Origin of the sequence: Cellulosimicrobium composti (assembly GCF_010287905.1) — a bacterium.
In the GTDB taxonomy this organism is placed as follows: domain Bacteria; phylum Actinomycetota; class Actinomycetes; order Actinomycetales; family Cellulomonadaceae; genus Cellulosimicrobium; species Cellulosimicrobium composti.
The window spans coordinates 14,604-35,384 of the sequence record NZ_JAAFAN010000014.1 but is presented as its reverse complement, the minus strand read 5'-3'; the positions used below and the strand labels follow the sequence as shown (position 1 = coordinate 35,384).

Sequence of the window (20,781 nt, the reverse complement as noted above, 5' to 3'; positions counted from 1 at the left end):
CCTCGCGTGCGGCACGCACCCGCAGCACGTCACCGCCGGCCGCCACCGGCACGAAGCAGCGCCCTCGGGGCGCACCGAACGGCAGGAGCCCGCAGGCACATGGCGCGCAAGTCCTCGACCCCCTCGATCGACCCGGCCGAGGTGAACGAGAAGATCGTCGACGTCGACGTCCAGGCGGAGATGGAGACGTCGTTCCTCGAGTACGCCTACTCCGTCATCTACTCCCGCGCCCTGCCCGACGCGCGCGACGGCCTCAAGCCCGTCCAGCGCCGCATCCTCTACATGATGGCCGACATGGGCCTGCGCCCCGACCGCGCGCACGTGAAGTCCGCGCGCGTCGTCGGGGAGGTCATGGGCAAGCTCCACCCGCACGGCGACGCCGCGATCTACGACGCGCTCGTGCGCCTCGCGCAGGACTTCTCGCTGCGGCTGCCCCTCGTCGACGGGCACGGGAACTTCGGCACGCTCGACGACGGTCCCGCCGCCTCGCGGTACACCGAGGCGCGCCTCGCGCCGCCGTCGCTCGCGATGACCGCGGGCCTCGACGAGGACGTCGTCGACTTCGTCCCGAACTACGACAACAAGCTGCAGCAGCCGGACGTGCTGCCCGCCGCGATCCCCAACCTCCTCGTCAACGGGGCGTCGGGCATCGCCGTCGGCATGGCGACGAACATGGCGCCGCACAACCTCGTCGAGGTCGTCGCCGCGGCGCGCCACCTCGTCGCGCACCCGGACGCCGACCTCGACGCGCTCATGCGCTTCGTCCCCGGCCCGGACCTGCCCACGGGCGGCAAGATCGTCGGCCTCGACGGCGTGCGCGACGCCTACCGCACGGGCCGCGGCACGTTCCGCACGCGCGCGACCGCGCGCGTGGAGAACCTCACGCCGCGGCGCAAGGGCATCGTCATCACCGAGCTGCCGTACCTCGTCGGCCCCGAGAAGGTGATCGAGAAGATCGCCGAGGGCGTGAAGTCGAAGAAGATCCAGGGCATCACCGCCGCGACCGACCTCACGGACCGCGAGCACGGCCTGCGGATCGTCGTCGAGGTGAAGACGGGGTTCAACCCCGAGGCGGTGCTGGAGCAGCTCTACAAGTACACGCCGCTCGAGGACTCGTTCGGCATGAACAACGTCGCGCTCGTGGACGGCCAGCCGCGCACGCTCGGCCTGCGCGAGATGCTGTCCGTCTGGGTCGACCACCGGATCGACGTCGTGCGCCGCCGCTCGGCCTACCGGCTGCGCAAGCGGTCGGAGCGCCTGCACCTCGTGGACGGCCTGCTCGTCGCGATCGTCGACATCGACGAGGTCATCGAGGTCATCCGCTCGTCCGACGACGCCGCGACGGCGCGCGCCCGCCTGCAGACGGTGTTCGACCTCTCCGAGCCGCAGGCCGACTACATCCTCGAGCTGCAGCTGCGCCGCCTCACGAAGTTCTCGCGCATCGAGCTCGAGAAGGAGCAGGAGACGCTGCGCCGCGAGATCGAGGAGCTCCAGGAGATCCTCGGCAGCGACGCGCGGCTGCGGGCCGTGGTGTCCGCCGAGATGGCCGACGTCGCGAAGACGTACGGCACGCCGCGCCGCACGATCCTCCTCGAGTCGGCGGGCGCCGCCCCGACGACGACCTCGGCCGTGCCGCTCGAGGTCGCGGACACGCCGTGCTGGGCGCTGTTCTCCGCGACGGGGCTGCTCGCGCGCACGAGCGACGAGACGGAGCCCGCCCGGACCGGGCCGCGCGCCGCGCACGACGTGCTGCGCGCCGCGGTCCGCACGACGGCGCGCGGCGAGGTCGGCATCGTCACGAGCCGCGGGCGCATGGTCCGCGTGTCCGTGCTCGACCTGCCTGCGCTGCCCCCGACGGACAGCGCGCCGAGCCTGTCCGGGGGCGTCCCGCTCAGCGAGGTCGTCGCGCTCGAGCCCGGCGAGGAGGCCGTGACGATCGCGTCGATCGCCGCCGACGCTCCCCCGCTCGCGCTCGGCACCGCCCAGGGCGTCGTCAAGCGCGTGACGCCCGGCGACCCGCCCGCGAACCGTGACGACTGGGAGATCATCGGGCTCAAGGACGGCGACACGGTCGTCGGCGCGGCGCCCGCCACCGACGCGGACGAGCTCGTGTTCGTCAGCAGCGACGCGTCCCTCCTGCACTTCGACGCCTCGGCGGTGCGCCCGCAGGGCCGGCCCGCGGGCGGCATGGCGGGCATCCGCCTCGCGCCGGGTCACCGCGTGGCGTTCTTCGGGGTCGTGCCGGCGGACGTCCGTGACCTCGGGGTCGTCGTGACGATCGCCGGGTCGTCGACCGCGCTGCCCGGCACGCAGACCGGCGCCGGCAAGGTCACCCCGTACGAGCTCTACCCGGGCAAGGGTCGCGGCACCGGCGGCGTCCGGGCACAGCGGTTCCTCAAGGGCGAGGACGCGCTCATCCTCGCCTGGGTCGGCCAGGGTCCGGCGCGCGCGACGGGCTCCGGCGGCCAGGCCGTGGACCTGCCCTCGGTCGACCAGCGCCGCGACGGGTCGGGAACGCCGCTCGCCTCGCCGGTCACCGCGGTCGGCTAGCCCTCCCGCCGCCACGCACGGTCCCGCCCGCTCTCGACCCTGCGAGCCACGACCGCCCCTCCTGGACGACGCGTGCGAGCGTCACGTCGACGCCCAGGCGGGTTCTCCTTTCGCTGCGGCGACCGACTCCCGGCGCTCACGACGCAGCACTCCCAGCACGAGGAGCACCTGGCCGGCGACGTAGGTGAGCATGACCCAGAACCCGTGGGCGGGCAGGTCGTACCAGGGCGCGAAGGCGTGGAGCGCGATGAGCGCGTCCGAGACGAGGAAGACGGCGCCGCCGACGCCGGCGAGGCGGTCCACGCCGGTCGACGTGACCGCCGTCGCGACGAGAGCCACGCCGTAGACGAGCACCGGGACGAGCAGCGACCCGGCGCCCGGCGCGCACGCGACGACCAGCGCGACGAGGGCGAGCGCGTACGGCGCGAGGCCGAGCGGGCGTCGGAGCACGGAGCCTGCGCGGAACGGCCAGAACGCGAGCGTGTACGTGACCTGGGCGCAGAGGAAGAAGCCCACCATGACGAGGAACGCGGCGTCGCCGTCGGCGAGGTCGGGTGCGGCGTCCCCGAGCCACGAGAAGCCGAGCGCGACGAGTACGAGCCGGACGAGCCGCGAGCGCCGCGCACCGCCCGGGGAGGGTCGCGTCGCGAGCCACAGGCAGCCCGCGAGCAGGGGCATGAGGAACCACTGCGTCGTGTCGGCGAGCGCCGGGGCCCCGGTGAGGTGCGCGACGAGGTGGACGAGGGTGAGCAGGGCGAGCGCGCCCCACGCGGCGGGCATGGGCGTCGTGACTCCTTCGGTCGAGCGGCCGGCACCATCGCCGGCGGCCCGATCCTAGTGCGCCGCCCCGCACTCCCCAGGCCCCGGACCGTCGAGATCGTGCCCGAGACACGAGCGCACGCCGGTGCCCGCGTCCAGGGGACCTCCCTCGGGGACTGCCGAGGCTCCGTCCGGCGGTGGTCGGGGCGCGAGGAGGCCCCGGCCGCGGTCTCGTGGTCGGGGCTCCTCGGGTACCTGAGTGCGTCCGACGCTCAGCTCGCCGCCGCAGCGGCGCGCGCCTCCTTCCACGCGGAGAGCGTCGTCGGCGCGAGGATCGCGTCGTCGCCCACCGGCACGATCGTCGTCTCGTCGAGAGGCGTGCCGAAGTAGGTCGCGGCCGGGTCGGAGACCACGGTGCGCGGGTCGCCGGCCGCGGCGAGGGCGCCGCGCACGAGCTCGTCGAGGTGGAAGCGCTCGGGGCCGGCGATCTCCACGGTGGCGTTCCGCGCCGGTGCCATGGCGACGTCGGCGACCTCCGCGGCCACGTCCTGGGCGGCCATCGGCTGGATCGCTCCCGTGGACAGCGTGACCACGCCGTCCTGCGTCGCCGAGTCTGCGATGGCGGCGAGGAACTCGAAGAACTGCGTCGCGCGGACGATCGTCCACGGCACGGGCGACGCCTTGATGAGCCCCTCCTGGGCCACCTTGGCCCGCAGGTACCCGCTGCTCGGTGCACGGTCCGCACCGACGATCGAGAGCGCGACGTGGTGACCGACGCCCGCGGCCTGCTCCGCGGCGAGCACGTTCGTGGTCGACGTGGTGAAGAAGCTCAGCACGTCCGCGTCGGCGAAGGACGGGGAGTTCGACACGTCGACCACGACGTCCGCGCCCGCGAGCGCCTCGGCGAGCCCCTCGCCCGTGAGCGTGTTCACGCCCGTGTTCGGCGACGCCGGCAGCGCCTCGTGCCCCTGCTCCCGCACCCGCGAGACGACCTGCGAGCCGATCAGCCCTGTTCCCCCGATGACGACGACCTTCATGACGCACCTCCGTGACGTGGATCCGGGCGGCCCGCGGCGCGCCCCTGACTCCTGATCGACCGGCCGGGTCCGCGATCCGTGACAGCGGGCGCCGAGCACGCCGTCTCGGCGGCGCCGTCGTGACGCCGGGACGGCAAAGCCCTTGCCGCGCACGAGCCGCGCCGGGAGCATGAGGCGATGACCGAGGAGCCTGCCCGCTGGAGCCGCGCGACCGTCTACCCCGACATGTGGGTCGACCCCGACGACGACCCGCGGAACACCGACGGCGTGAGCCCCGACGGCGAGCTCGCGACCCTGCTCGACTACACGTCGAGCTATCGCATGACGCTGCTCATGAAGTGCGACGGCCTGAGCCCGGAGCAGCTCGCGCGGCGCTCCGTGCCGCCGTCGACGCTGTCGCTGCTCGGTCTCGTGCGCCACCTGGCCGAGGTCGAGCGGGAGTGGCGCGGGTGGATCTCCGACGACGGACCCGAGCCGGCGCTGTACGGCGGCGACGACGCCGACTTCGACGGCGCCGTCGCCGACCAGGCCGTGGTGGACGACGCGTACGTGAACCTGGCGCGCGAGCAGGCCGCGACCGACGCGGCGCTCGCGCTGCACCCGGACCTCGGCGAGCGCCTCGGCCCCGACCGGGTCGCGGTCCGGGAGGTCCTCGTGCACCGGATCGAGGAGTACGCCCGCCACTGCGGGCACGCCGACCTCCTGCGCGAGCGCATCGACGGTCGCGTCGGTCAGTAGGCCCCGCCGGTCCTCACCAGCGGGCGGCCACCCCGCGCCGCTCGCGGACGACCGCGTCCATGGCCGCCCGGCAGCGGGCCAGGAGCTCGGCGACGTCGGCGGGTGCCGCGCCCCGGGGTCGCTCGGGCGGCAGGATCGTCAGCCGGATCGGCGGCCGCGGACGCCACCAGGGCCGCGCGCCGTACGTGAAGACCATCGGCACGACGGGCACGCCGAGCCGGCACGCGTACGCGAACGCGCCGCGCCGGAACGGCCGCAGCGCCGTGTCGTACATGACGAGCTCGCCCTCGGGGAAGACGTGCACCCCCTGGCCCGCGTCGAGGACCCGGCGCAGCCGCTCCTCGAACGTGCGGAGCTCGCCGGGCGTGCGCGGCAGCGCCAGGGCGAGGAGGTGGGTGACGAGGAACCCGGCCACGGGGAGGCGGAAGTTCTCGGGCTGGGACGTGACGGCCGCGCGTCGGCCCCGGAACTGCCCGGCGGCCCACGGGCCGTCGAGGTAGTGCACGTGGTTCGAGACCGTCACGACGCCGCCGCCCACCGCGTCGAGGTGCTCGCGCCCCGTGACGCGCAGCCCGTGGACGACGTACCCGTACCCGCGCACGATCGCCATGGCGACGTCGAAGAAGACCGCGTCGGCGCGGCTCCAGAGTCGGGGCGTCCGGCCCTCGCGCGGGACCTCAGCGCTCATGGGAGCGCCCGTGCGTGCGGCCCTCGGTGTCCTCGTGGTCGAGCGCCGTCGGGTCCGCCGCACGGCCCTGCTCGGCCACCGCGCGGAGCAGCATCTCCTCGATCCGCGGGACGCACCGGTCGATCGCGTGCTCCGCGCCCAGCTCGGCGTAGACCGACCCCATCCGGGCACGCTCGTCGTCGTGCTCGACCCAGTAGTCGATCGCACGCGCGAGGTCCGTGGGGTCGCCCGCGCGGAAGAGGCTGCGCTCGTCGAGCGCGAACTGGCCGGTCGCCGACGCGCGGGCGTCGGCGATCACCGGGACGAGCCCGGTCGCGACGGCCTCGAGGCACCCGACGGCCTCGATCTCCGCGTCGGCCGCGTGCACGTACAGGTCGCTAGACGCGAGCACGTCGCGGAGCGCGTCCTGGGAGAGGAAGCCGATGACCGGCGGGTGCGGGAGCGACCTGCCGAGCCGCGCGTACCGCTCGGCGAGCGGCCCGCGCCCGGCGAGCACGACCTGGATGCGCTCGGCGTGCCGGGACCGGCGGACCGCCTCGAGGAGCACGTCCTGACGCTTCTCGCGGGACAGCCGGCCCGTCATGGTGATGACGAACCGTCCGGCCAGGTCGCCCCGCTTCGGCAGCCGGCGCGGGACGAAGCGCGGGTCGACGCCGTTCGACACCACGTGCAGCGACGCGCGGTACCCGTGGTTGCGCAGCTCGTCGGCGATGAACCGGCTGGGGCAGTGGACGTGGCCGAAGCGGTCGTAGAACGGCCGGAACACGGCGTACACGAGGTCGTTGAGCGGCCGCACCCGACCCAGCCCGAGGCTGTACGTGACGTTCTCCGGCTGCACGTGGAACGCGGCGGTGGCCGGGACGCCGAGAGCGCCCGCGAGCCGCTGGGCCCGGGAGCCGAGCCAGAACGGCGACATGACGTGCGCGATGTCGGCCCAGCGCAGCGCCTCGCGCAGCACGTCGTCGTCGGGCTTGGCGAGCACCCAGCCCTGGGCGGCGACGACCCGGTCGAACCCCGGGACGCCGCGCCGCCGGAGCGGGTAGCGCACGACGTCGTCGGCCGGGTGCGGGGCGTCGGATCGCTGCGTCGCGTCGTCGGCGTAGCACGCGACGCGCACCTCGTGCCCGCGCCGGCGCAGCGCGGCGGCGAAGCGCCGGGCCGAGACCGTGGTCCCGTTGGTGGGATCCTCGAACTGGTCGATGACGAGCAGGACGCGCACCCGCGGCTCCCTCACGACGCTCGGCGCACGGTCCGCGCCTGCTGACGGGATGACGTCAGGCTAGAGGACCGCCGCCGGGGGACGCCGGACGCGCCGGGAGCGTGTCGCGGTCCGCCGGGGTCCGGGCCCCGGTCCGAGCGCGCCGCCGGGCACGCTCGGACCGTCGGGCCGCAGCCGGGCGCTGCCGCGCCCGAGGTCCCGCTCAGGCGTTGGCGAGCTCGCGCTCGTCCTCCTCCGCGAGGGGCTTCTGGTCCTCGTAGCGGCGCACGACGCGGCTCACGGTCGAGCGCGACGCCGAGACCTTCTGCGCGATCTCGCGCTGGTTCATGCCCTGGCGGGCGAGCTCGACGATGCGGCGGTCGCGCTCGACGGTCGGGTCCTCCTCGCCCGGCGTCGCCTCGTCGGTCGCCGCCGCCGAGGTCTCGGCCGCCGGGCGCGCGAGGTCGAAGAGCTCGACGCGGCGCGTGTGGCCGGTCACCGTCGGCGGCTCGACGGCCGGGGCGCTCGGGGTCTCGGGGACGGGCTGCTCCCACGGGAGCGGCCGGGTGCGCCCGAACACCTCCTTGACGCGCGCCTCCAGGTCCGGCAGGGCCTCGAAGGACGTCTGGGGCACGTAGGGCTTCTCGTCCACCTCGTCCACCGCCTCGTCCGCCACGTCCACCGCGTCGGCCGTGCCGTCCTCCGCGGGCGCCTCGGTGGCGGGGAGCTCCTCGGTGATCGCGTCGTCCTGCGAGGACTCGGCCGCACGCTCCTGCGCCTCGACCACGGCCTCGGCGGCCGTCGCGCGCGCCGGCTCGGGCGCCGCGATCTCGGGAAGGGTCGAGCCCCCGAGCTCGCGGGCGTCGGCCTCGCGCGCGTCCGCCCCGCGAGCGTCCGTGACGACGGCGACCGGCGCGGCGACGACCGCGGCGACGGCCGCGACCTCGGCCGGGCCGCGCGCGGTGCCGCGCTTGACGGAGCTCGCCCCGATGAGGTCGAGCCGCGCGCCGTGACGCTCCGCCGCCTCCAGGCGCTCGACCCACACCTGCATGCGGCGCTCGAAGTCCTCGACCGTCAGGAGCTTGAGCGCGGCGTCCCGCGCGGCGCGCTGACGCTCGTGCGCGGCGCGGACCTTGCGCAGGTCCGCGGGCGAGCCGGCGCTGTCCGCGCGCGCGTCGCGCCACTGCTCCAGGGCGGAGACGTAGCCGTGGACGCGTGCCTCGCGACGACGCTCCTCGAGCGTGTGCCCCGTGACCATGTGCCGCTCCCCCACGAGCGCGAGGTGCCACATGAGCGCGGCGACCAGCGGCGGGACGAACCGGAAGATCACCATGTACGGCGTGCTCGCCGTCGGCACGGCGACCTCGTGGAGGGCCGCGAACAGGCCCGACGTGCCCGAGAGCACCCACGTGAGCGTGAGCAGGACGCCGTACGGGCGGCCTTCGAGAGCCGCGTTGCGCGCCATGAGCGCGACCGCGACGAGGCTGACCTCGAGGAAGCCCGCGAGGCCGTACGCCTCGAGCGGCGTCATGTGCGCGACCTCGAGGCCGAACAGGACCATGCCGCTGTAGGCCAGGGCGGTCGCGATGAGTGCCGCGACCACCACGGCGACCATGGGCAGATGCCTGCCGCGGTAACGCACCTGCCGCGGTGAACCGCCCGATCCGGTCTGGTCCTGCTGTGTCACGTCGTCCTCCGAGAAGTGGGGTGGGGCGCCCATATCCCAACACTCAGGACACTCCTCGTCAACGCGCCGGAACGATCCGAAACCGGATCGTGAGCAGCGGCGCGCCCGCGGGGGCCGCGACGGGCCGTCAGACCCGCGCCGGACCCTCCGGACAGCACGACGCCGCGCCCCCGTGGGGACGCGGCGTCGGTGTCGACCGGTGCTGACCGTCAGACGTTGAAGCCGAGCGCGCGGAGCTGCTCCTTGCCGTCGGTCGTGATCTTCTCCGGACCCCACGGCGGCATCCAGACCCAGTTGACGCGGAAGCCGTCGACGAGGCCCTCGAGCGCCTGGGCGGACTGGTCCTCGATGACGTCGGTCAGCGGGCAGGCCGCGGACGTGAGCGTCATGTCGATGACGGCGTGGTTGTTCTGGTCGATCTGGATCCCGTACACGAGGCCGAGGTCGACGACGTTGATGCCGAGCTCGGGGTCGATGACGTCGCGCAGCGCCTCCTCGACGTCCGCGACGTTCGGCGGGCTCGGCGTGGCGCCCTCGGCGGGCGCGCCGGTCTCGGTGGTCATCGGTTCTCCTCCGTCGTTGCCCGCGCGGCGGGCGCCGCGTCGGGGGCTGCTGCGGTCTGCGGGGCGGCGAGGGCTCCCGAGGTGACGAGCGAGTCGCGCAGCGCGGCCCACCCGAGCAGGGCGCACTTGATACGCGCAGGGTAGCGCGACACGCCCGTGAAGACGGTCGCGTCGCCGAGCTCGTCCTCGGTGGCCTCGTCGAGGCCCTTGCCGCGCGAGCCCATGAGCTCGCGGAACGCCTCGCCGAGGTGCTCGGCCTCGGTCGCGGGGCGACCGGTCACGAGGTCCGTGAGCACGGACAGCGAGGCCTGCGAGATGCTGCAGCCCTGCCCCTCCCAGCTCACGCGCTCGATGGTGTCGCCGGCGAGCTCGACGCGGAGCGTCACCTCGTCGCCGCACGTGGGGTTGACCTGGTGCGACTGGCCGCTCGTCGCGCCGTCCGTCACCTCGACCAGGCCCCGACCGTGCGGGGTCTTCGCGTGGTCGAGGATGACCTGCTGGTACATCTGCTCGATCGAGCTCATGGCGTCCTTCCTCAGTCCACCGAGAAGAACGCCCGGACCCCGGCCAATGCTTCCCGGAACGCGTCGACGTCCTCGCGCGTCGTGTACACCGACGCGGACGCGCGCGCGGTCGCGGCGATCCCGAACCGGCGGTGCAGCGGCTGCGCGCAGTGGTGGCCCACGCGCACGGCGATCCCGGCGTCGTCGAGCACCTGGCCGACGTCGTGCGCGTGCACGCCGTCCACGACGAACGACACGACGGCGAGCCGGTCCACGGGCTCGCGCGGACCGATGATCCGCACGCCCGGGATCTCCGCGATGCGCAGCAGCTCGGCCGCGAGCTCGTGCTCGTGCGCCGCGACCGCGTCCATGCCCAGCTCGTGCAGGTACTTCGCGGCGGCGCCGAACCCGACGACCTGCGCGACGGGCTGCGTGCCGGCCTCGAAGCGCTGCGGCGGGGCCATGTACGTCGACTCGGTCATCGTGACGACCTCGATCATCGACCCGCCGGTCGTCACGGGCGGCAGCGCCTCGAGCAGCTCGCGCCGCCCGTAGAGCGCGCCGACGCCCGTCGGGCCCAGCATCTTGTGGGCCGAGAACGCGGCGAAGTCGACGCCGAGCGCGGGCAGGTCCACGGGCAGGTGCGGGACGGACTGGCACGCGTCGAGCACGGTGAGCGCCCCGACCTCGCGCGCCCGCGCCACGACCGGCTCGACCGGCGTGATCGCGCCCGTCACGTTCGACACGTGCGTGAACGCCACGACGCGCGTGCGCTCCGTGATGACGCTCGCGGCGTCCTCAACGCGCACGCGGCCGTCGTCGTCCACGTCGAACCAGCGCAGGACGGCGCCCGTCCGGGCCGCGAGCTCCTGCCACGGGACGATGTTCGCGTGGTGCTCGGCCTCGGTGACGACGATCTCGTCGCCCGGGGCGAGCGCGAAGCGGCGGGCCGCCTCTCCCCCGCGCCCGAGCGTCGCGTTCGAGATCCCGTACGCGACGAGGTTGATCGCGGCCGTCGCGCCGGACGTCCACACGATCTCGCCCGGCCGCGCCCCGACGAACGCCGCGACGTCCGCACGGGCGTCCTCGAACGCCTCCGTCGCCTCCTCGGCGAGCTGGTGCGCGCCGCGGTGCACGGCCGCGTTGCGCTCCTCGTAGAAGTCGACCTCGGTGTCGAGGACGACCTGCGGCTTCTGCGACGTCGCCGCGGAGTCGAGGTAGACGAGCGGACGACCACCGCGCACGGTGCGCTCGAGCAGCGGGAAGTCCGCTCGCACGGCGGCGAGCTCGTCCGCCGTGAGGCGGGCGCTGTGCGCGGTGGTCGTCATGGCTGGCTCCTCGGGTGCGGGACGGCTCAGGCGGAGGCGGCCGAGGCGGACTCGACGGCGCCACCGAGGTAGCGGTCGTAGCCCTCCTCCTCCAGGCGCTCGGCGAGCTCCGGGCCGCCCTCCTCCGCGACCTTGCCGTCGACGAAGACGTGGACGAAGTCCGGCTTGATGTAGCGCAGGATGCGCGTGTAGTGCGTGATGAGCAGGATGCCCGCGTCGGTCTCGCCGTGGACGCGGTTCACGCCCTCGGAGACGATGCGCAGCGCGTCGACGTCGAGGCCCGAGTCGGTCTCGTCGAGCACGGCGAACTTCGGCTTGAGGAGCTCCATCTGGAGGATCTCGTGGCGCTTCTTCTCACCGCCGGAGAAGCCCTCGTTGACCGAGCGCTCGGCGAACGAGTCGTCCATGCGCAGGCGCTCCATGGCGCCCTTGACGTCCTTGACCCAGTGACGCAGCGCGGGGGCCTCGCCGTCGATCGCGGTCTTCGCGGTGCGCAGGAAGTTGGACACGGACACGCCGGGGACCTCGACCGGGTACTGCATCGCGAGGAAGAGGCCCGCGCGGGCGCGCTCGTCGACGCTCATCGCGAGGACGTCCTCGCCGTCGAGCGTCACGGTGCCGCCGGTGACCTCGTACTTGGGGTGGCCGGCGATCGAGTACGCGAGCGTCGACTTGCCGGAGCCGTTCGGGCCCATGATGGCGTGGACCTCGCCGCTGGCGATCGTCAGGTCGACGCCGCGCAGGATCGGCTTCGGCCCTTCCTTGGTCTCGACGCTGACGTGCAGGTCGCGGATCTCGAGAGTGGACATCTGGTTCTTCTCCAAGAGGTTCTGGTGAGCTGTGGGGCGCGCGCGGCGCGCCGGGTCAGTCAAGGACGGTCAGGTGGGGGCGACGACGCGGTCGACGTCGACGAGCACCTGCTCGCCGTCGACCGTCACCGGGTAGACGGGCACGGGCCGCATCGCGGGCAGCGCGGTCGGCATGCCGGTCCGCAGGTCGAACTGCGAGCCGTGCAGCCAGCACTCGACGAAGCAGCCCTCGACCTCGCCGTCCGAGAGGGACACCGCCCCGTGGGAGCAGATGTCCGAGATCGCGTGCCAACCGCCGTCGCCGTCGCGCACGACCGCGACCTCGACGACGCGCCCGTCCTCGGCCGGGAGCTCGACGCGGAGCGCCTCCTCCGGGCCGAGGTCGGACGTCGTGCAGGCGGGCTGAGCGGTCACGCCGACGCCTCGGCGGGCTCGGCGCTCCCGTCGATGATCGACATGGACTTGCTCAGCTCGCGCTCGATCGCCTCGAGCAGGCGCTCCTCGACCGACGCGACGCCGATCTCCTGGATGAGCTCGGCGAAGAAGCCGCGGACGACGAGGCGGCGCGCCTCGATCTCCGGGATGCCGCGCGCCTGCAGGTAGAACAGCTGCTCGTCGTCGAAGCGACCGGTCGCGGACGCGTGACCCGCGCCCTCGATCTCGCCCGTCTCGATCTCGAGGTTCGGCACCGAGTCCGCGCGCGCGCCGTCCGTGAGGACGAGGTTGCGGTTGAGCTCGTAGGTGTCCGTGCCCTCGGCCTCGGCCTGGATGAGCACGTCGCCGACCCACACCGCGTGCGCGCCCTCGCCCTGCAGCGCGCCCTTGTACGTCACGCGCGACTTGCAGCGCGGCACGGCGTGGTCGACGAACAGGCGGTGCTCCTGGTGCTGGTCCGCGTCCGCGAAGTAGAGGCCGACCATCTCGACGTCGCCGCCCTCGGCGGTGAACTCCGCGTCGGGGGTGATGCGCACGACGTCGCCGCCGAGCGTCACGACGACGTGCTTGAGGCGCGCGTCGCGGCCCAGGCGGGCGCGGTGCGACGACGCGTGCACGGCGCCGTCGGCCCAGTCCTGCACGGACACGACGGTGAGGTGGGCGCCGTCCTCGACGACGATCTCGACCGTCTCGTTGAGCGTCGCGGTGCCCACGTGGTCGAGCACGACGACGGCCTCGGAGTGCCGCTCGGCGCGCACGAGGACGTGGCTCGCCGTCGGCGTGCCTCCGTGGCCCTCGACCCGCACGGACGTGACGTCGGACGCCACGGCCTCCTTGGGCACGGTGACGACGGTCGACTGCTCGAACGCGTTCCACGCGGTGACGGCGGTGCGGTCGCCCGGCTTGCCGGCCGTGCCGAGGCGCTCGTCGTCGCGGCCGACGATCGCGACCTCGACCTCGGGCGCCTCGACGACCGTGACGCGCACGTCGCCGCCGCCCGTCTGGCCGACGATCTGCTCGTCGAACAGCGGCGCGAGGCGCGCGACCGGCGAGAAGCGCCACTCCTCCTCGCGCCCGGAGGGCACGGGGATGTCGGCGAGGTCGAACGACGTGAGCCGCTCGGCGCGCGAGCCCTGCGGCACGACGCCGTGGGAGTGCGCCCCGTCGGCCTGCGCGCGCGAGTGGTCGGTCGTCAGGCCGGCCTCTTCGGGAATGGTGGTGGTGGTCATATCAGCCGACGGACCCTTCCATCTGCAGCTCGATGAGGCGGTTGAGCTCGAGCGCGTACTCCATGGGCAGCTCGCGCGCGATGGGCTCGACGAACCCGCGCACGATCATGGCCATCGCCTCGGTCTCCTCCATGCCTCGGGACATGAGGTAGAACAGCTGGTCCTCGCTCACCCGCGAGACCGTCGCCTCGTGCCCCATGGACACGTCGTCCTCGCGGACGTCGACGTACGGGTAGGTGTCGGACCGGGAGATCTGGTCGACGAGCAGCGCGTCGCACAGCACGGTCGAGGCCGAGTGCGAGGCGCCCTCGAGCACCTGGACCAGGCCGCGGTAGGACGTGCGGCCACCGCCGCGCGCGACCGACTTCGAGACGATCGACGACGACGTGTGCGGCGCCGCGTGGACCATCTTGGCGCCGGCGTCCTGGTGCTGGCCCTCGCCCGCGAACGCGATCGACAGCGTCTCGCCGCGCGCGTGCTCGCCGAGGAGGTAGATCGCCGGGTACTTCATGGTGACCTTGGAGCCGATGTTGCCGTCGACCCACTCCATCGTCGCGCCCTCGGCCGCGGTCGCCCGCTTGGTCACGAGGTTGTAGACGTTGTTCGACCAGTTCTGGATCGTCGTGTAGCGCACGCGCGCGTTCTTCTTGACGACGATCTCGACGACCGCGGAGTGCAGCGAGTCGGACGAGTAGATCGGCGCGGTGCAGCCCTCGACGTAGTGCACGTACGAGCCCTCGTCCGCGATGATCAGCGTCCGCTCGAACTGGCCCATGTTCTCCGTGTTGATGCGGAAGTAGGCCTGCAGCGGGATCTCGACGTGCACGCCCGGCGGCACGTAGACGAACGACCCGCCCGACCACACGGCCGAGTTGAGCGCCGCGAACTTGTTGTCGCCCGCGGGGATGACGGTGCCGAAGTACTCCTGGAAGAGCTCGGGGTAGTCGCGCAGGCCCGTGTCGGTGTCGACGAAGATGACGCCCTGCGCCTCGAGGTCCTCACGGATCTGGTGGTAGACGACCTCGGACTCGTACTGGGCCGCGACGCCCGCGACGAGGCGCTGCTTCTCCGCCTCCGGGATGCCGAGCTTGTCGTACGTCGCCTTGATGTCCTCGGGGAGCTCGTCCCAGCTCGTCGCCTGCTTCTCCGTCGAGCGCACGAAGTACTTGATGTTGTCGAAGTCGATGCCGGAGAGGTCGGAGCCCCAGCTCGGCATGGGCTTCTTGCCGAACAGGCGCAGCGCCTTGAGGCGCTGGTTCAGCATCCACTCCGGCTCGTTCTTCAGCGCGGAGATGTTGCGCACGACGTCCTCAGAGAGGCCGCGCTGCGCGGACATGCCGGCGGCGTCGCTGTCGTGCCAGCCGTACTCGTACGCGCCGATCGAGGCGATGATCTCGTCGTCGGTCTGCTTCTCACCGGTCGGCTGGGCCGTGCCGGCGGCGTCCTGGGTGGGAGCGCTCATGGTCGTCCTTCCACTGTCCGTCGTGTGCGGGCGGGGGCAGTCGGTACTGGGGGTTCGGGGGGTGTCGTGCGGGCAGGGCGGCGAGCCGCCCTCCGGGTCACGTCTCGCCCGACGTCGGACGCCCCCGCGCCCGGACGTCGTGGTCCGCGGGCGGCCGGGCCGCACGAGGTGCGGGAACCGGGACGGCCACGCCCACGGGGACGTTGGTCGTGCACGCGTGCGCACCGGTCGCGAGGGTCGCGAGCCGCTGCACGTGCGAGCCGAGCAGCCGGGCGAAGACCTGGGCCTCCGCCTCGCACAGCTGGGGGAACTCCTCCGCGACGTGCTGCACCGGGCAGTGGCCCTGGCACAGCTGGATCGCGGAGGTGCCGGGGACGGGGCGCACGCTCGCCGCGTAGCCGTCGTCCGCGAGCGCCGCGGCGAGCTGCTCGGCGCGGCCCTCGACGTCGTCGGCGTCGAGGCGGCCGGCGTAGCGGTCGGCGAGCTCGGCGAGCCGAGCCTGCGCGAACCGCTCGACGGCGCCGTCCCCGGCGACGTCGCGCAGGTACCGCAGCGCCTGGGTCGCGAGGTCGGCGTAGGTGCCGCTCAGCGCGCCCTGTCCGGCCGGCGTCGTCACGTAGCGCCGTGCCGGGCGCCCGCGCATCCCGGTGGGGTGCCCGGCGTCGTGCACGGCGACGAGGTCGTCGTCCTCGAGGAGGGCGAGGTGACGCCGGACGGCGGCGGGGGTGAGCCCGAGCCGCGCGGCGAGGTCGGCCGCGCTGACGGGCCCCTCGCTGGCGACGAGCTCGAGCACGCGCTCGCGCGTGCGCCGGTCCGCGTCCGCGGCGGGGGTCGCGGGGGGAGCGCCGGCGGGCGCGACGGAGGCCGGTACCTGCGGCCGGACCGCTCCTGCTGTCATGCTCCCCTCCTCTCGCTCCCGGGCACGCGCGAACGCGCAGCGTCACCGATATAGACAACATGGTTGTTCCCTAATTGCTCCGGCGCAAGCAAGGGGACCCTCAGACGGGGCCAGGTGTGGCATACGCGACACCCGCGCGACGACGGTCGTGCCGGACCCGGGCGGCGCGCGCCCTCCCCCTAGAATCGCCGGGTGCCCGCCCCCGCCGTGCTCGTGCACGACCTCGTCAAGCGCTACGACGGTCGTGCCGTCGTCGACGGCGTGAGCCTCGCCGCCGAGCGCGGCGCGATCACCGCCGTGCTCGGGCCCAACGGCGCGGGCAAGACCACGACGGTCGAGTGCTGCGAGGGCCTGCGCTCCCCCGACGCGGGCAGCGTGCGCGTGCTCGGCCTCGATCCGCTGGCCGACGCGCGCGAGCTCCGCCCGCGCGTCGGCGTCATGCTCCAGGACGGCGGCCTGCCCACGGGCGTGCGCGCGCTCGAGATGCTGCGGCACGTCGCGTCCATGTACGCCCGGCCGCGCGACGTCGGCGAGCTCACCGAGCGCCTGGGGCTCGCGAGCTTCGCGCGCACCACGGTGCGGCGCCTGTCGGGCGGGCAGCGTCAGCGGCTCGCGCTCGCCGCCGCGATCGTGGGCCGGCCCGAGGTCGTGTTCCTCGACGAGCCGAGCGCGGGCATGGACCCGCAGAGCCGGCACGCCGTGTGGGAGCTCGTGCGCGAGCTGCGGGCCGAGGGCGTGGGGATCGTCCTCACGACGCACCTCATGGACGAGGCGGAGGACCTCGCCGACCAGGTCTACGTCGTCGACCACGGGAAGGTCATCGCGGCGGGAGCGACGCGCGCGCTGCTGGAGACCGGCGCCGACGGCACGGCCGACCGCACGGTCCGGTTCGAGGCGGCGGCCGGGCTCGACCTCGACGGGCTGCGCGACGCGCTCGGCGCCGGGGCCGACGTGCCCGACGGCACGCACGGCGCGTGGACGGTCGCCGAGCCGCAGCCCGGCGCGTACGCCCTCACCGGCCCGGCCGACCCCGCGACGCTCGTGACGCTGACGACGTGGCTCGCCGCGCGCGGCGTCCTCGCCTCGCGCGTCACGGTGGGCCGCCGCACGCTCGAGGACGTGTTCCTCGACCTCACGGGACGGCACCTGCGATGAGCGCGACCCCGACCACGCCGGCCGCGCCCGGCACCCAGGGCCCTGCCGCCGACCTCGCCGCGCCCGCGTGGCGCCGCGTCGTCGCGCAGACCGGGTTCGAGACGCGCATGATCCTGCGCAACGGCGAGCAGCTCCTCGTGACCGTGATCCTGCCCGTCATGCTCCTGCTCGGCCTCGTGCTGACGTCGTTCGTGGACCTCGAGACGGGCGGCGCGTCACGCGTCGACTTCGTGACGCCGGGCGTGCTCGCGCTCGCCGTGATGTCGACGGCGTTCACGTCCCAGGCGATCGCGACGGCGTTCGACCGCCGCAACGGCGTCCTGCGTCTCATGTCGACCACGCCGCTGGGGCGCGGCGGGCTGCTCGCGGGCAAGGTGCTCGGCGTCCTCGCGGTCGAGGTCGTGCAGGTCGTCGTGATCTCGGGCGTCGCGCTCGCGCTCGGGTGGCGCCCCGACCCGGCGGGCATCCCCGCGGCGCTGCTCGCCGTGCTGCTCGGCACGGCCGCGTTCACGTCGCTCGCGATGCTCCTCGCGGGCACGCTGCGCGCCGAGGGCGTCCTCGCGGTCGCGAACCTCGTGCTCGTGCTGCTCACGGTCGGTGGCGGCGTGCTCGTCCCGGCGGACCAGCTCCCCGGGCCGCTCGAGCAGGTCGCGCTCCTGCTGCCGTCCGGCGCGCTCGGCGAGGCGATGCGCGGGGCGCTGCTCGACGGCTCGGTCCCGCCGTTCTCGGTCGTCGTGCTGCTCGGCTGGACGGCCGCGCTCGGCTGGGGCGCGGGCAGGCTCTTCCGCTGGACCTGAGCCCTCCCGACGCATCTCACACCCGCAGGATTCCGGGCCGGGCGACCCGCCCGGATACCGTGGGACCGTGAGCACCCCGTCCCCCGCGCTCGACCCCGCCACCGACGACCGCACCGGCCGGCCGGACCGGCTCGCACCGCTGCGCCGCTGGACGCGGCCCGTGCTCGTGGCGAACCTCGTCGCCCAGATCGGCATCATCGTCACCGGCGGCGCGGTGCGGCTCACGGGCTCGGGCCTCGGGTGCTCGACGTGGCCGCAGTGCGAGCCCGGGCAGTTCGCCGCCCAGTTCCACCCGGAGACGACGTACCACCAGTTCGTGGAGTTCGGGAACCGCACGCTCACCGGGGTGCTGAGCGTCGTCGCGCTCGCGACCCTCGTGCTCGTGTGGACCGACCGCTCGCGCGCGCTGTCGTACCGGCTCCTCGGCGCCGTCCCGCTGCTCGGCGTGGCGGCCCAGGCGGTCATCGGCGGCGTCATCGTCCTGCTGCACCTGCACCCGGGCTGGGTGTCGCTGCACTTCGTCGTCTCCGCGGCGCTCGTCGCGGTCTCGCTGCTCCTGCTGCACCGCTCGGGCGAGGGCGACGGCGCGCCCGTCCCGGCCGTCGAGCCGCGCTCGCGCGCGCTCGCGTGGGTCCTCTACGGCCTCACGGCCCTCGTCGTGGTGCTCGGCGTGATCGTCACCGGGTCGGGGCCGCACAGCGGCGACGAGGAGGTCGGCTACCGCTTCGCCGTCGACCCGGTGCTCATGAGCAAGATCCACGCGTGGGCGGTGTGGGTGTTCGTGGCCGTCCTCGTGGCCTACCTGGTGAGCGTGCGCCGCGGACCGCGCGAGGTGCGCCGCGCCGCGTGGGTCCTCCTCGCGATCACGCTCGGGCAGGGCCTCATCGGCTACGTCCAGTACTTCACGGGCCTCCCGGAGCTGCTCGTCGGCCTCCACATGCTCGGCTCGGCCCTCCTCGTCGCGGGCTCGACGCGCGTCGTCCTCACGACCCGCACGCGCGCGTAGGGCGGGGCCACGACTCGCCCGCGCGCGTAGGGCGGGGCCCGGGCCTGCGCGGCACGGGCCCCGCGCCACGTCAGTCCCAGAACGCGGCGACGCGCTCCGCGAGCGCCGCGCCCCGGGCGTGTCCCGCCCGGGCGGCCTCCGGGCGCAGCGTCAGGTCCATGGCCTGCGGTCCGAACAGGTGGTCCGCGGCGGCACCCGGCACGACCACCTCCACCGCGCTCCCGCGGGCACGGAGCTCGTCGACCTGCGCCGCCAGGTGCAGCCCCCAGGCCCGCGGTGCGCGCGTCCTGCCCCCGAACGGCGCCAGCACGAGCACCCGCCGACTGCCTGCGGCGAGGTCGGCGTTCTCGCCGCGCCGGTAGCCGCCGTCGACGTACCACTCGTCCCCGATCCGGTAGGCGAAGGCGCTCGCGCAGCTCGCCGCGACGGCGTCGACGAGGTCGACCCCGCTGTGCCGGTCGAGGACGACCGGCTCTCCCGTCCGCGCGTCGACGACGGTGAGCAGGACGGGCCGCTGCGGCCAGGACGGGCTCGGCAGGCGCGCGGCGACGGTCGCCCGCCACCGGGCGCGCGCGGACTCGTCCGACGACGCCGGCAGCGCGAGCGCCGCCGCCCCGATCCGGCGCCGCATGTCACCCGCGTCCCGGGCACCCGCGACGAGCGCGGCCGTCCGCGCCATCTGCTCGGCCGCCTGGCGCGTCCGGTCGTCGGCCCGTCCCGGGCCGGCCGTCCGCACGGGCGGTGGGACCAGTGCCGCGGCGTACAGCTCCGCGGGCGTCGCCCCCGCGAGCTGCGCCGCCGCCGTCGACCCGGCCGACGTCCCGACCGTGAGGTCGGCGGTCACGTCGACCCCCGCGTCGGCCAGGCCGGCGACGACGCCGATCAGCCAGGCGTTGCCGGTGGACCCTCCACCCCCGAGCACGAGGGCGCGTCCGCCCGTCGTCGGGGCGGGTGCGGGAGCGGGGTCCGTCGGGCCGGGAAGCGGCCGAGACGCCGCGGAAGGTCCTGCGGGAGAAGGAGGTGTGGTGCTGGTGGTCATCGGAGTCGCCTCTCGCGATCGCGGGGCGAGCGCTCCCGATGACGACTACGGTCGTCGCGCGATCGTGGGCAGCGAGGGAGCGCCCGGTACGGACACAGCGTGCACGGGACTCACCTCCTCCGCTCGGATCACGATCGCCGTCGACGCTAGCACTGCGGCACTCGCCCGCCGCAAGGGTTTCCACCCCGAGCGACCCGGGCGGTGTGGAGGCAGCGCGGCAGCGTCCGGCTCGGGTGCCGGCGAGGTCACCGGTCCGAGGGCGTCCCGGGCTCGTCGAACGACAGCGGCGTCCACCCGAGGGGCAGGAGGCCGGGCACCCGGGCTCGGTCCCGGTCCGCGGCGTCCGACCACCCCTGCGCCGCCGGGACCCCGGCCTCTCCCACGGCGCCTCGCGCGACACGGAACCCGACGTCCTCGATCCGTGCGTCCGGCGCGCTCGCCCGACGCACCCCCGCGCGCACGCTCCACGCCCGGTCCGCCCAGCCCCCGCCGCGCAGGCTGCGGTACTCGCCGTAGCGGGCCGTGTCGGCGTAGTCCCAGCACCACTCCCAGACGTTGCCGAGCATGTCGTGGAGGCCGAACGCGTTGGGCAGGCGCTCCGCGACGGGCCGCGGCCCGTCCAGGTCGTCCTCCGCGGTCCACGCCACCGCGCCGAGCGGGCCGTGGTGCGCGCCGCGCGTCCCCGCGCGGCACGCGTGCTCCCACTCGGCCTCGGTCGCGAGGCGGTAGCCGGCCGAGCGGACGTCCCACCGCACGGTCCGGTCCTCGACGCGGTACGCGGGGTCGAGGCCCGCGACCCGGGACGCCGCGTTGCACCACCGCACCGCCTCGAACCACGTCACGGAACCACGTCACGCCGTGCACGGGGACGTCGTCCCGCTCCCGGGGCGTCCGGTCCTG

Annotated in this window: 20 protein-coding genes; 5 read left to right on the top strand and 15 right to left on the bottom strand. The window is 74.4% G+C overall.

Annotated elements, in window-relative coordinates:
• Positions 1–99 precede the first annotated feature (99 nt).
• The gene (locus GYH36_RS06170; protein WP_024839512.1) at positions 100–2,550 is read left to right on the top strand and encodes a DNA gyrase/topoisomerase IV subunit A; all 2,451 of its coding nucleotides are present in this window, start codon (positions 100–102) and stop codon (positions 2,548–2,550) included.
• An 81-nt stretch (positions 2,551–2,631) separates the two neighbouring features.
• On the opposite strand, the gene GYH36_RS06165 is transcribed toward GYH36_RS06170, so the two are convergent.
• Positions 2,632–3,330, bottom strand: coding sequence for a lysoplasmalogenase (locus tag GYH36_RS06165; protein WP_162289391.1), 699 nt, complete (start codon positions 3,328–3,330; stop codon positions 2,632–2,634).
• A gap of 251 nt (positions 3,331–3,581) precedes the next feature.
• Positions 3,582–4,346 (bottom strand): SDR family oxidoreductase, encoded by a 765-nt coding sequence (locus tag GYH36_RS06160; RefSeq protein ID WP_115942450.1) that lies wholly within the window; start codon positions 4,344–4,346, stop codon positions 3,582–3,584.
• A 177-nt stretch (positions 4,347–4,523) separates the two neighbouring features.
• On the opposite strand from GYH36_RS06160, the gene GYH36_RS06155 reads away from it, so the two are divergent.
• On the top strand, positions 4,524–5,084 hold the full coding sequence (locus GYH36_RS06155) for a DinB family protein (protein WP_024839509.1): 561 nt from the start codon (positions 4,524–4,526) through the stop codon (positions 5,082–5,084).
• Positions 5,085–5,097: 13 nt separating this feature from the next.
• Here the strand turns inward: GYH36_RS06155 and GYH36_RS06150 are convergent, their stop codons facing one another.
• The 11 genes from GYH36_RS06150 to GYH36_RS06100 form a co-directional block, all read right to left on the bottom strand.
• Positions 5,098–5,772, bottom strand: coding sequence for a lysophospholipid acyltransferase family protein (locus GYH36_RS06150; protein WP_162289390.1), 675 nt, complete (start codon positions 5,770–5,772; stop codon positions 5,098–5,100).
• Positions 5,762–7,006 carry a glycosyltransferase gene (locus GYH36_RS06145; protein WP_203231629.1) on the bottom strand — a complete coding sequence of 415 codons (1,245 nt, stop codon included), beginning with the start codon at positions 7,004–7,006 and terminating at the stop codon, positions 5,762–5,764. Before GYH36_RS06145 ends, GYH36_RS06150 begins: the two co-directional genes overlap by 11 nt.
• 187 nt (positions 7,007–7,193) lie before the next feature.
• Complete coding sequence (locus tag GYH36_RS06140) at positions 7,194–8,585, bottom strand: helix-turn-helix domain-containing protein (RefSeq protein WP_155098925.1); 1,392 nt, start codon at positions 8,583–8,585, stop codon at positions 7,194–7,196.
• Positions 8,586–8,866: 281 nt separating this feature from the next.
• On the bottom strand, positions 8,867–9,220 hold the full coding sequence (locus GYH36_RS06135; protein WP_024839505.1) for a metal-sulfur cluster assembly factor: 354 nt from the start codon (positions 9,218–9,220) through the stop codon (positions 8,867–8,869).
• A complete protein-coding gene (gene sufU / locus GYH36_RS06130) occupies positions 9,217–9,744 on the bottom strand; it encodes a Fe-S cluster assembly sulfur transfer protein SufU (RefSeq protein ID WP_024839504.1) in 528 nt (175 codons plus the stop codon). Before sufU ends, GYH36_RS06135 begins: the two co-directional genes overlap by 4 nt.
• Positions 9,745–9,755: 11 nt before the next feature.
• Positions 9,756–11,051 (bottom strand): cysteine desulfurase, encoded by a 1,296-nt coding sequence (locus tag GYH36_RS06125; protein ID WP_162289389.1) that lies wholly within the window; start codon positions 11,049–11,051, stop codon positions 9,756–9,758.
• A 26-nt stretch (positions 11,052–11,077) separates the two neighbouring features.
• On the bottom strand, positions 11,078–11,860 hold the full coding sequence (gene sufC / locus GYH36_RS06120; protein ID WP_024839502.1) for a Fe-S cluster assembly ATPase SufC: 783 nt from the start codon (positions 11,858–11,860) through the stop codon (positions 11,078–11,080).
• Positions 11,861–11,929: 69 nt separating this feature from the next.
• Complete coding sequence (locus GYH36_RS06115; RefSeq protein ID WP_021480875.1) at positions 11,930–12,274, bottom strand: non-heme iron oxygenase ferredoxin subunit; 345 nt, start codon at positions 12,272–12,274, stop codon at positions 11,930–11,932.
• Positions 12,271–13,524 carry a Fe-S cluster assembly protein SufD gene (gene sufD, locus GYH36_RS06110; protein ID WP_024839501.1) on the bottom strand — a complete coding sequence of 418 codons (1,254 nt, stop codon included), beginning with the start codon at positions 13,522–13,524 and terminating at the stop codon, positions 12,271–12,273. Before sufD ends, GYH36_RS06115 begins: the two co-directional genes overlap by 4 nt.
• A gap of 1 nt (position 13,525) precedes the next feature.
• Positions 13,526–14,986, bottom strand: a complete 1,461-nt coding sequence (gene sufB / locus GYH36_RS06105; RefSeq protein WP_024839500.1) for a Fe-S cluster assembly protein SufB — start codon at positions 14,984–14,986, stop codon at positions 13,526–13,528.
• A gap of 97 nt (positions 14,987–15,083) precedes the next feature.
• Positions 15,084–15,884, bottom strand: coding sequence for a helix-turn-helix transcriptional regulator (locus GYH36_RS06100; RefSeq protein WP_115942446.1), 801 nt, complete (start codon positions 15,882–15,884; stop codon positions 15,084–15,086).
• A 192-nt stretch (positions 15,885–16,076) separates the two neighbouring features.
• Here GYH36_RS06100 and GYH36_RS06095 point away from each other — a divergent pair, with 192 nt between their 5' ends.
• The 3 genes from GYH36_RS06095 to GYH36_RS06085 all read left to right on the top strand — a co-directional run bounded on the left by GYH36_RS06095 (position 16,077) and on the right by GYH36_RS06085 (position 18,842).
• A complete protein-coding gene (locus GYH36_RS06095) occupies positions 16,077–17,039 on the top strand; it encodes an ABC transporter ATP-binding protein (RefSeq protein WP_162289388.1) in 963 nt (320 codons plus the stop codon).
• The gene (locus GYH36_RS06090) at positions 17,036–17,836 is read left to right on the top strand and encodes an ABC transporter permease (protein ID WP_115942444.1); all 801 of its coding nucleotides are present in this window, start codon (positions 17,036–17,038) and stop codon (positions 17,834–17,836) included. Before GYH36_RS06095 ends, GYH36_RS06090 begins: the two co-directional genes overlap by 4 nt.
• Before the next feature lie 67 nt (positions 17,837–17,903).
• A complete protein-coding gene (locus tag GYH36_RS06085; protein WP_162289387.1) occupies positions 17,904–18,842 on the top strand; it encodes a COX15/CtaA family protein in 939 nt (312 codons plus the stop codon).
• Between the two features lie 70 nt (positions 18,843–18,912).
• Here the strand turns inward: GYH36_RS06085 and GYH36_RS06080 are convergent, their stop codons facing one another.
• Both GYH36_RS06080 and GYH36_RS06075 read right to left on the bottom strand, forming a co-directional pair.
• On the bottom strand, positions 18,913–19,881 hold the full coding sequence (locus GYH36_RS06080) for a patatin-like phospholipase family protein (RefSeq protein ID WP_246209233.1): 969 nt from the start codon (positions 19,879–19,881) through the stop codon (positions 18,913–18,915).
• 245 nt (positions 19,882–20,126) lie between these two features.
• Entirely contained in the window at positions 20,127–20,723 is a 597-nt protein-coding gene (locus GYH36_RS06075) for a formylglycine-generating enzyme family protein (RefSeq protein ID WP_051471458.1), read from the bottom strand.
• Positions 20,724–20,781 lie beyond the last annotated feature (58 nt).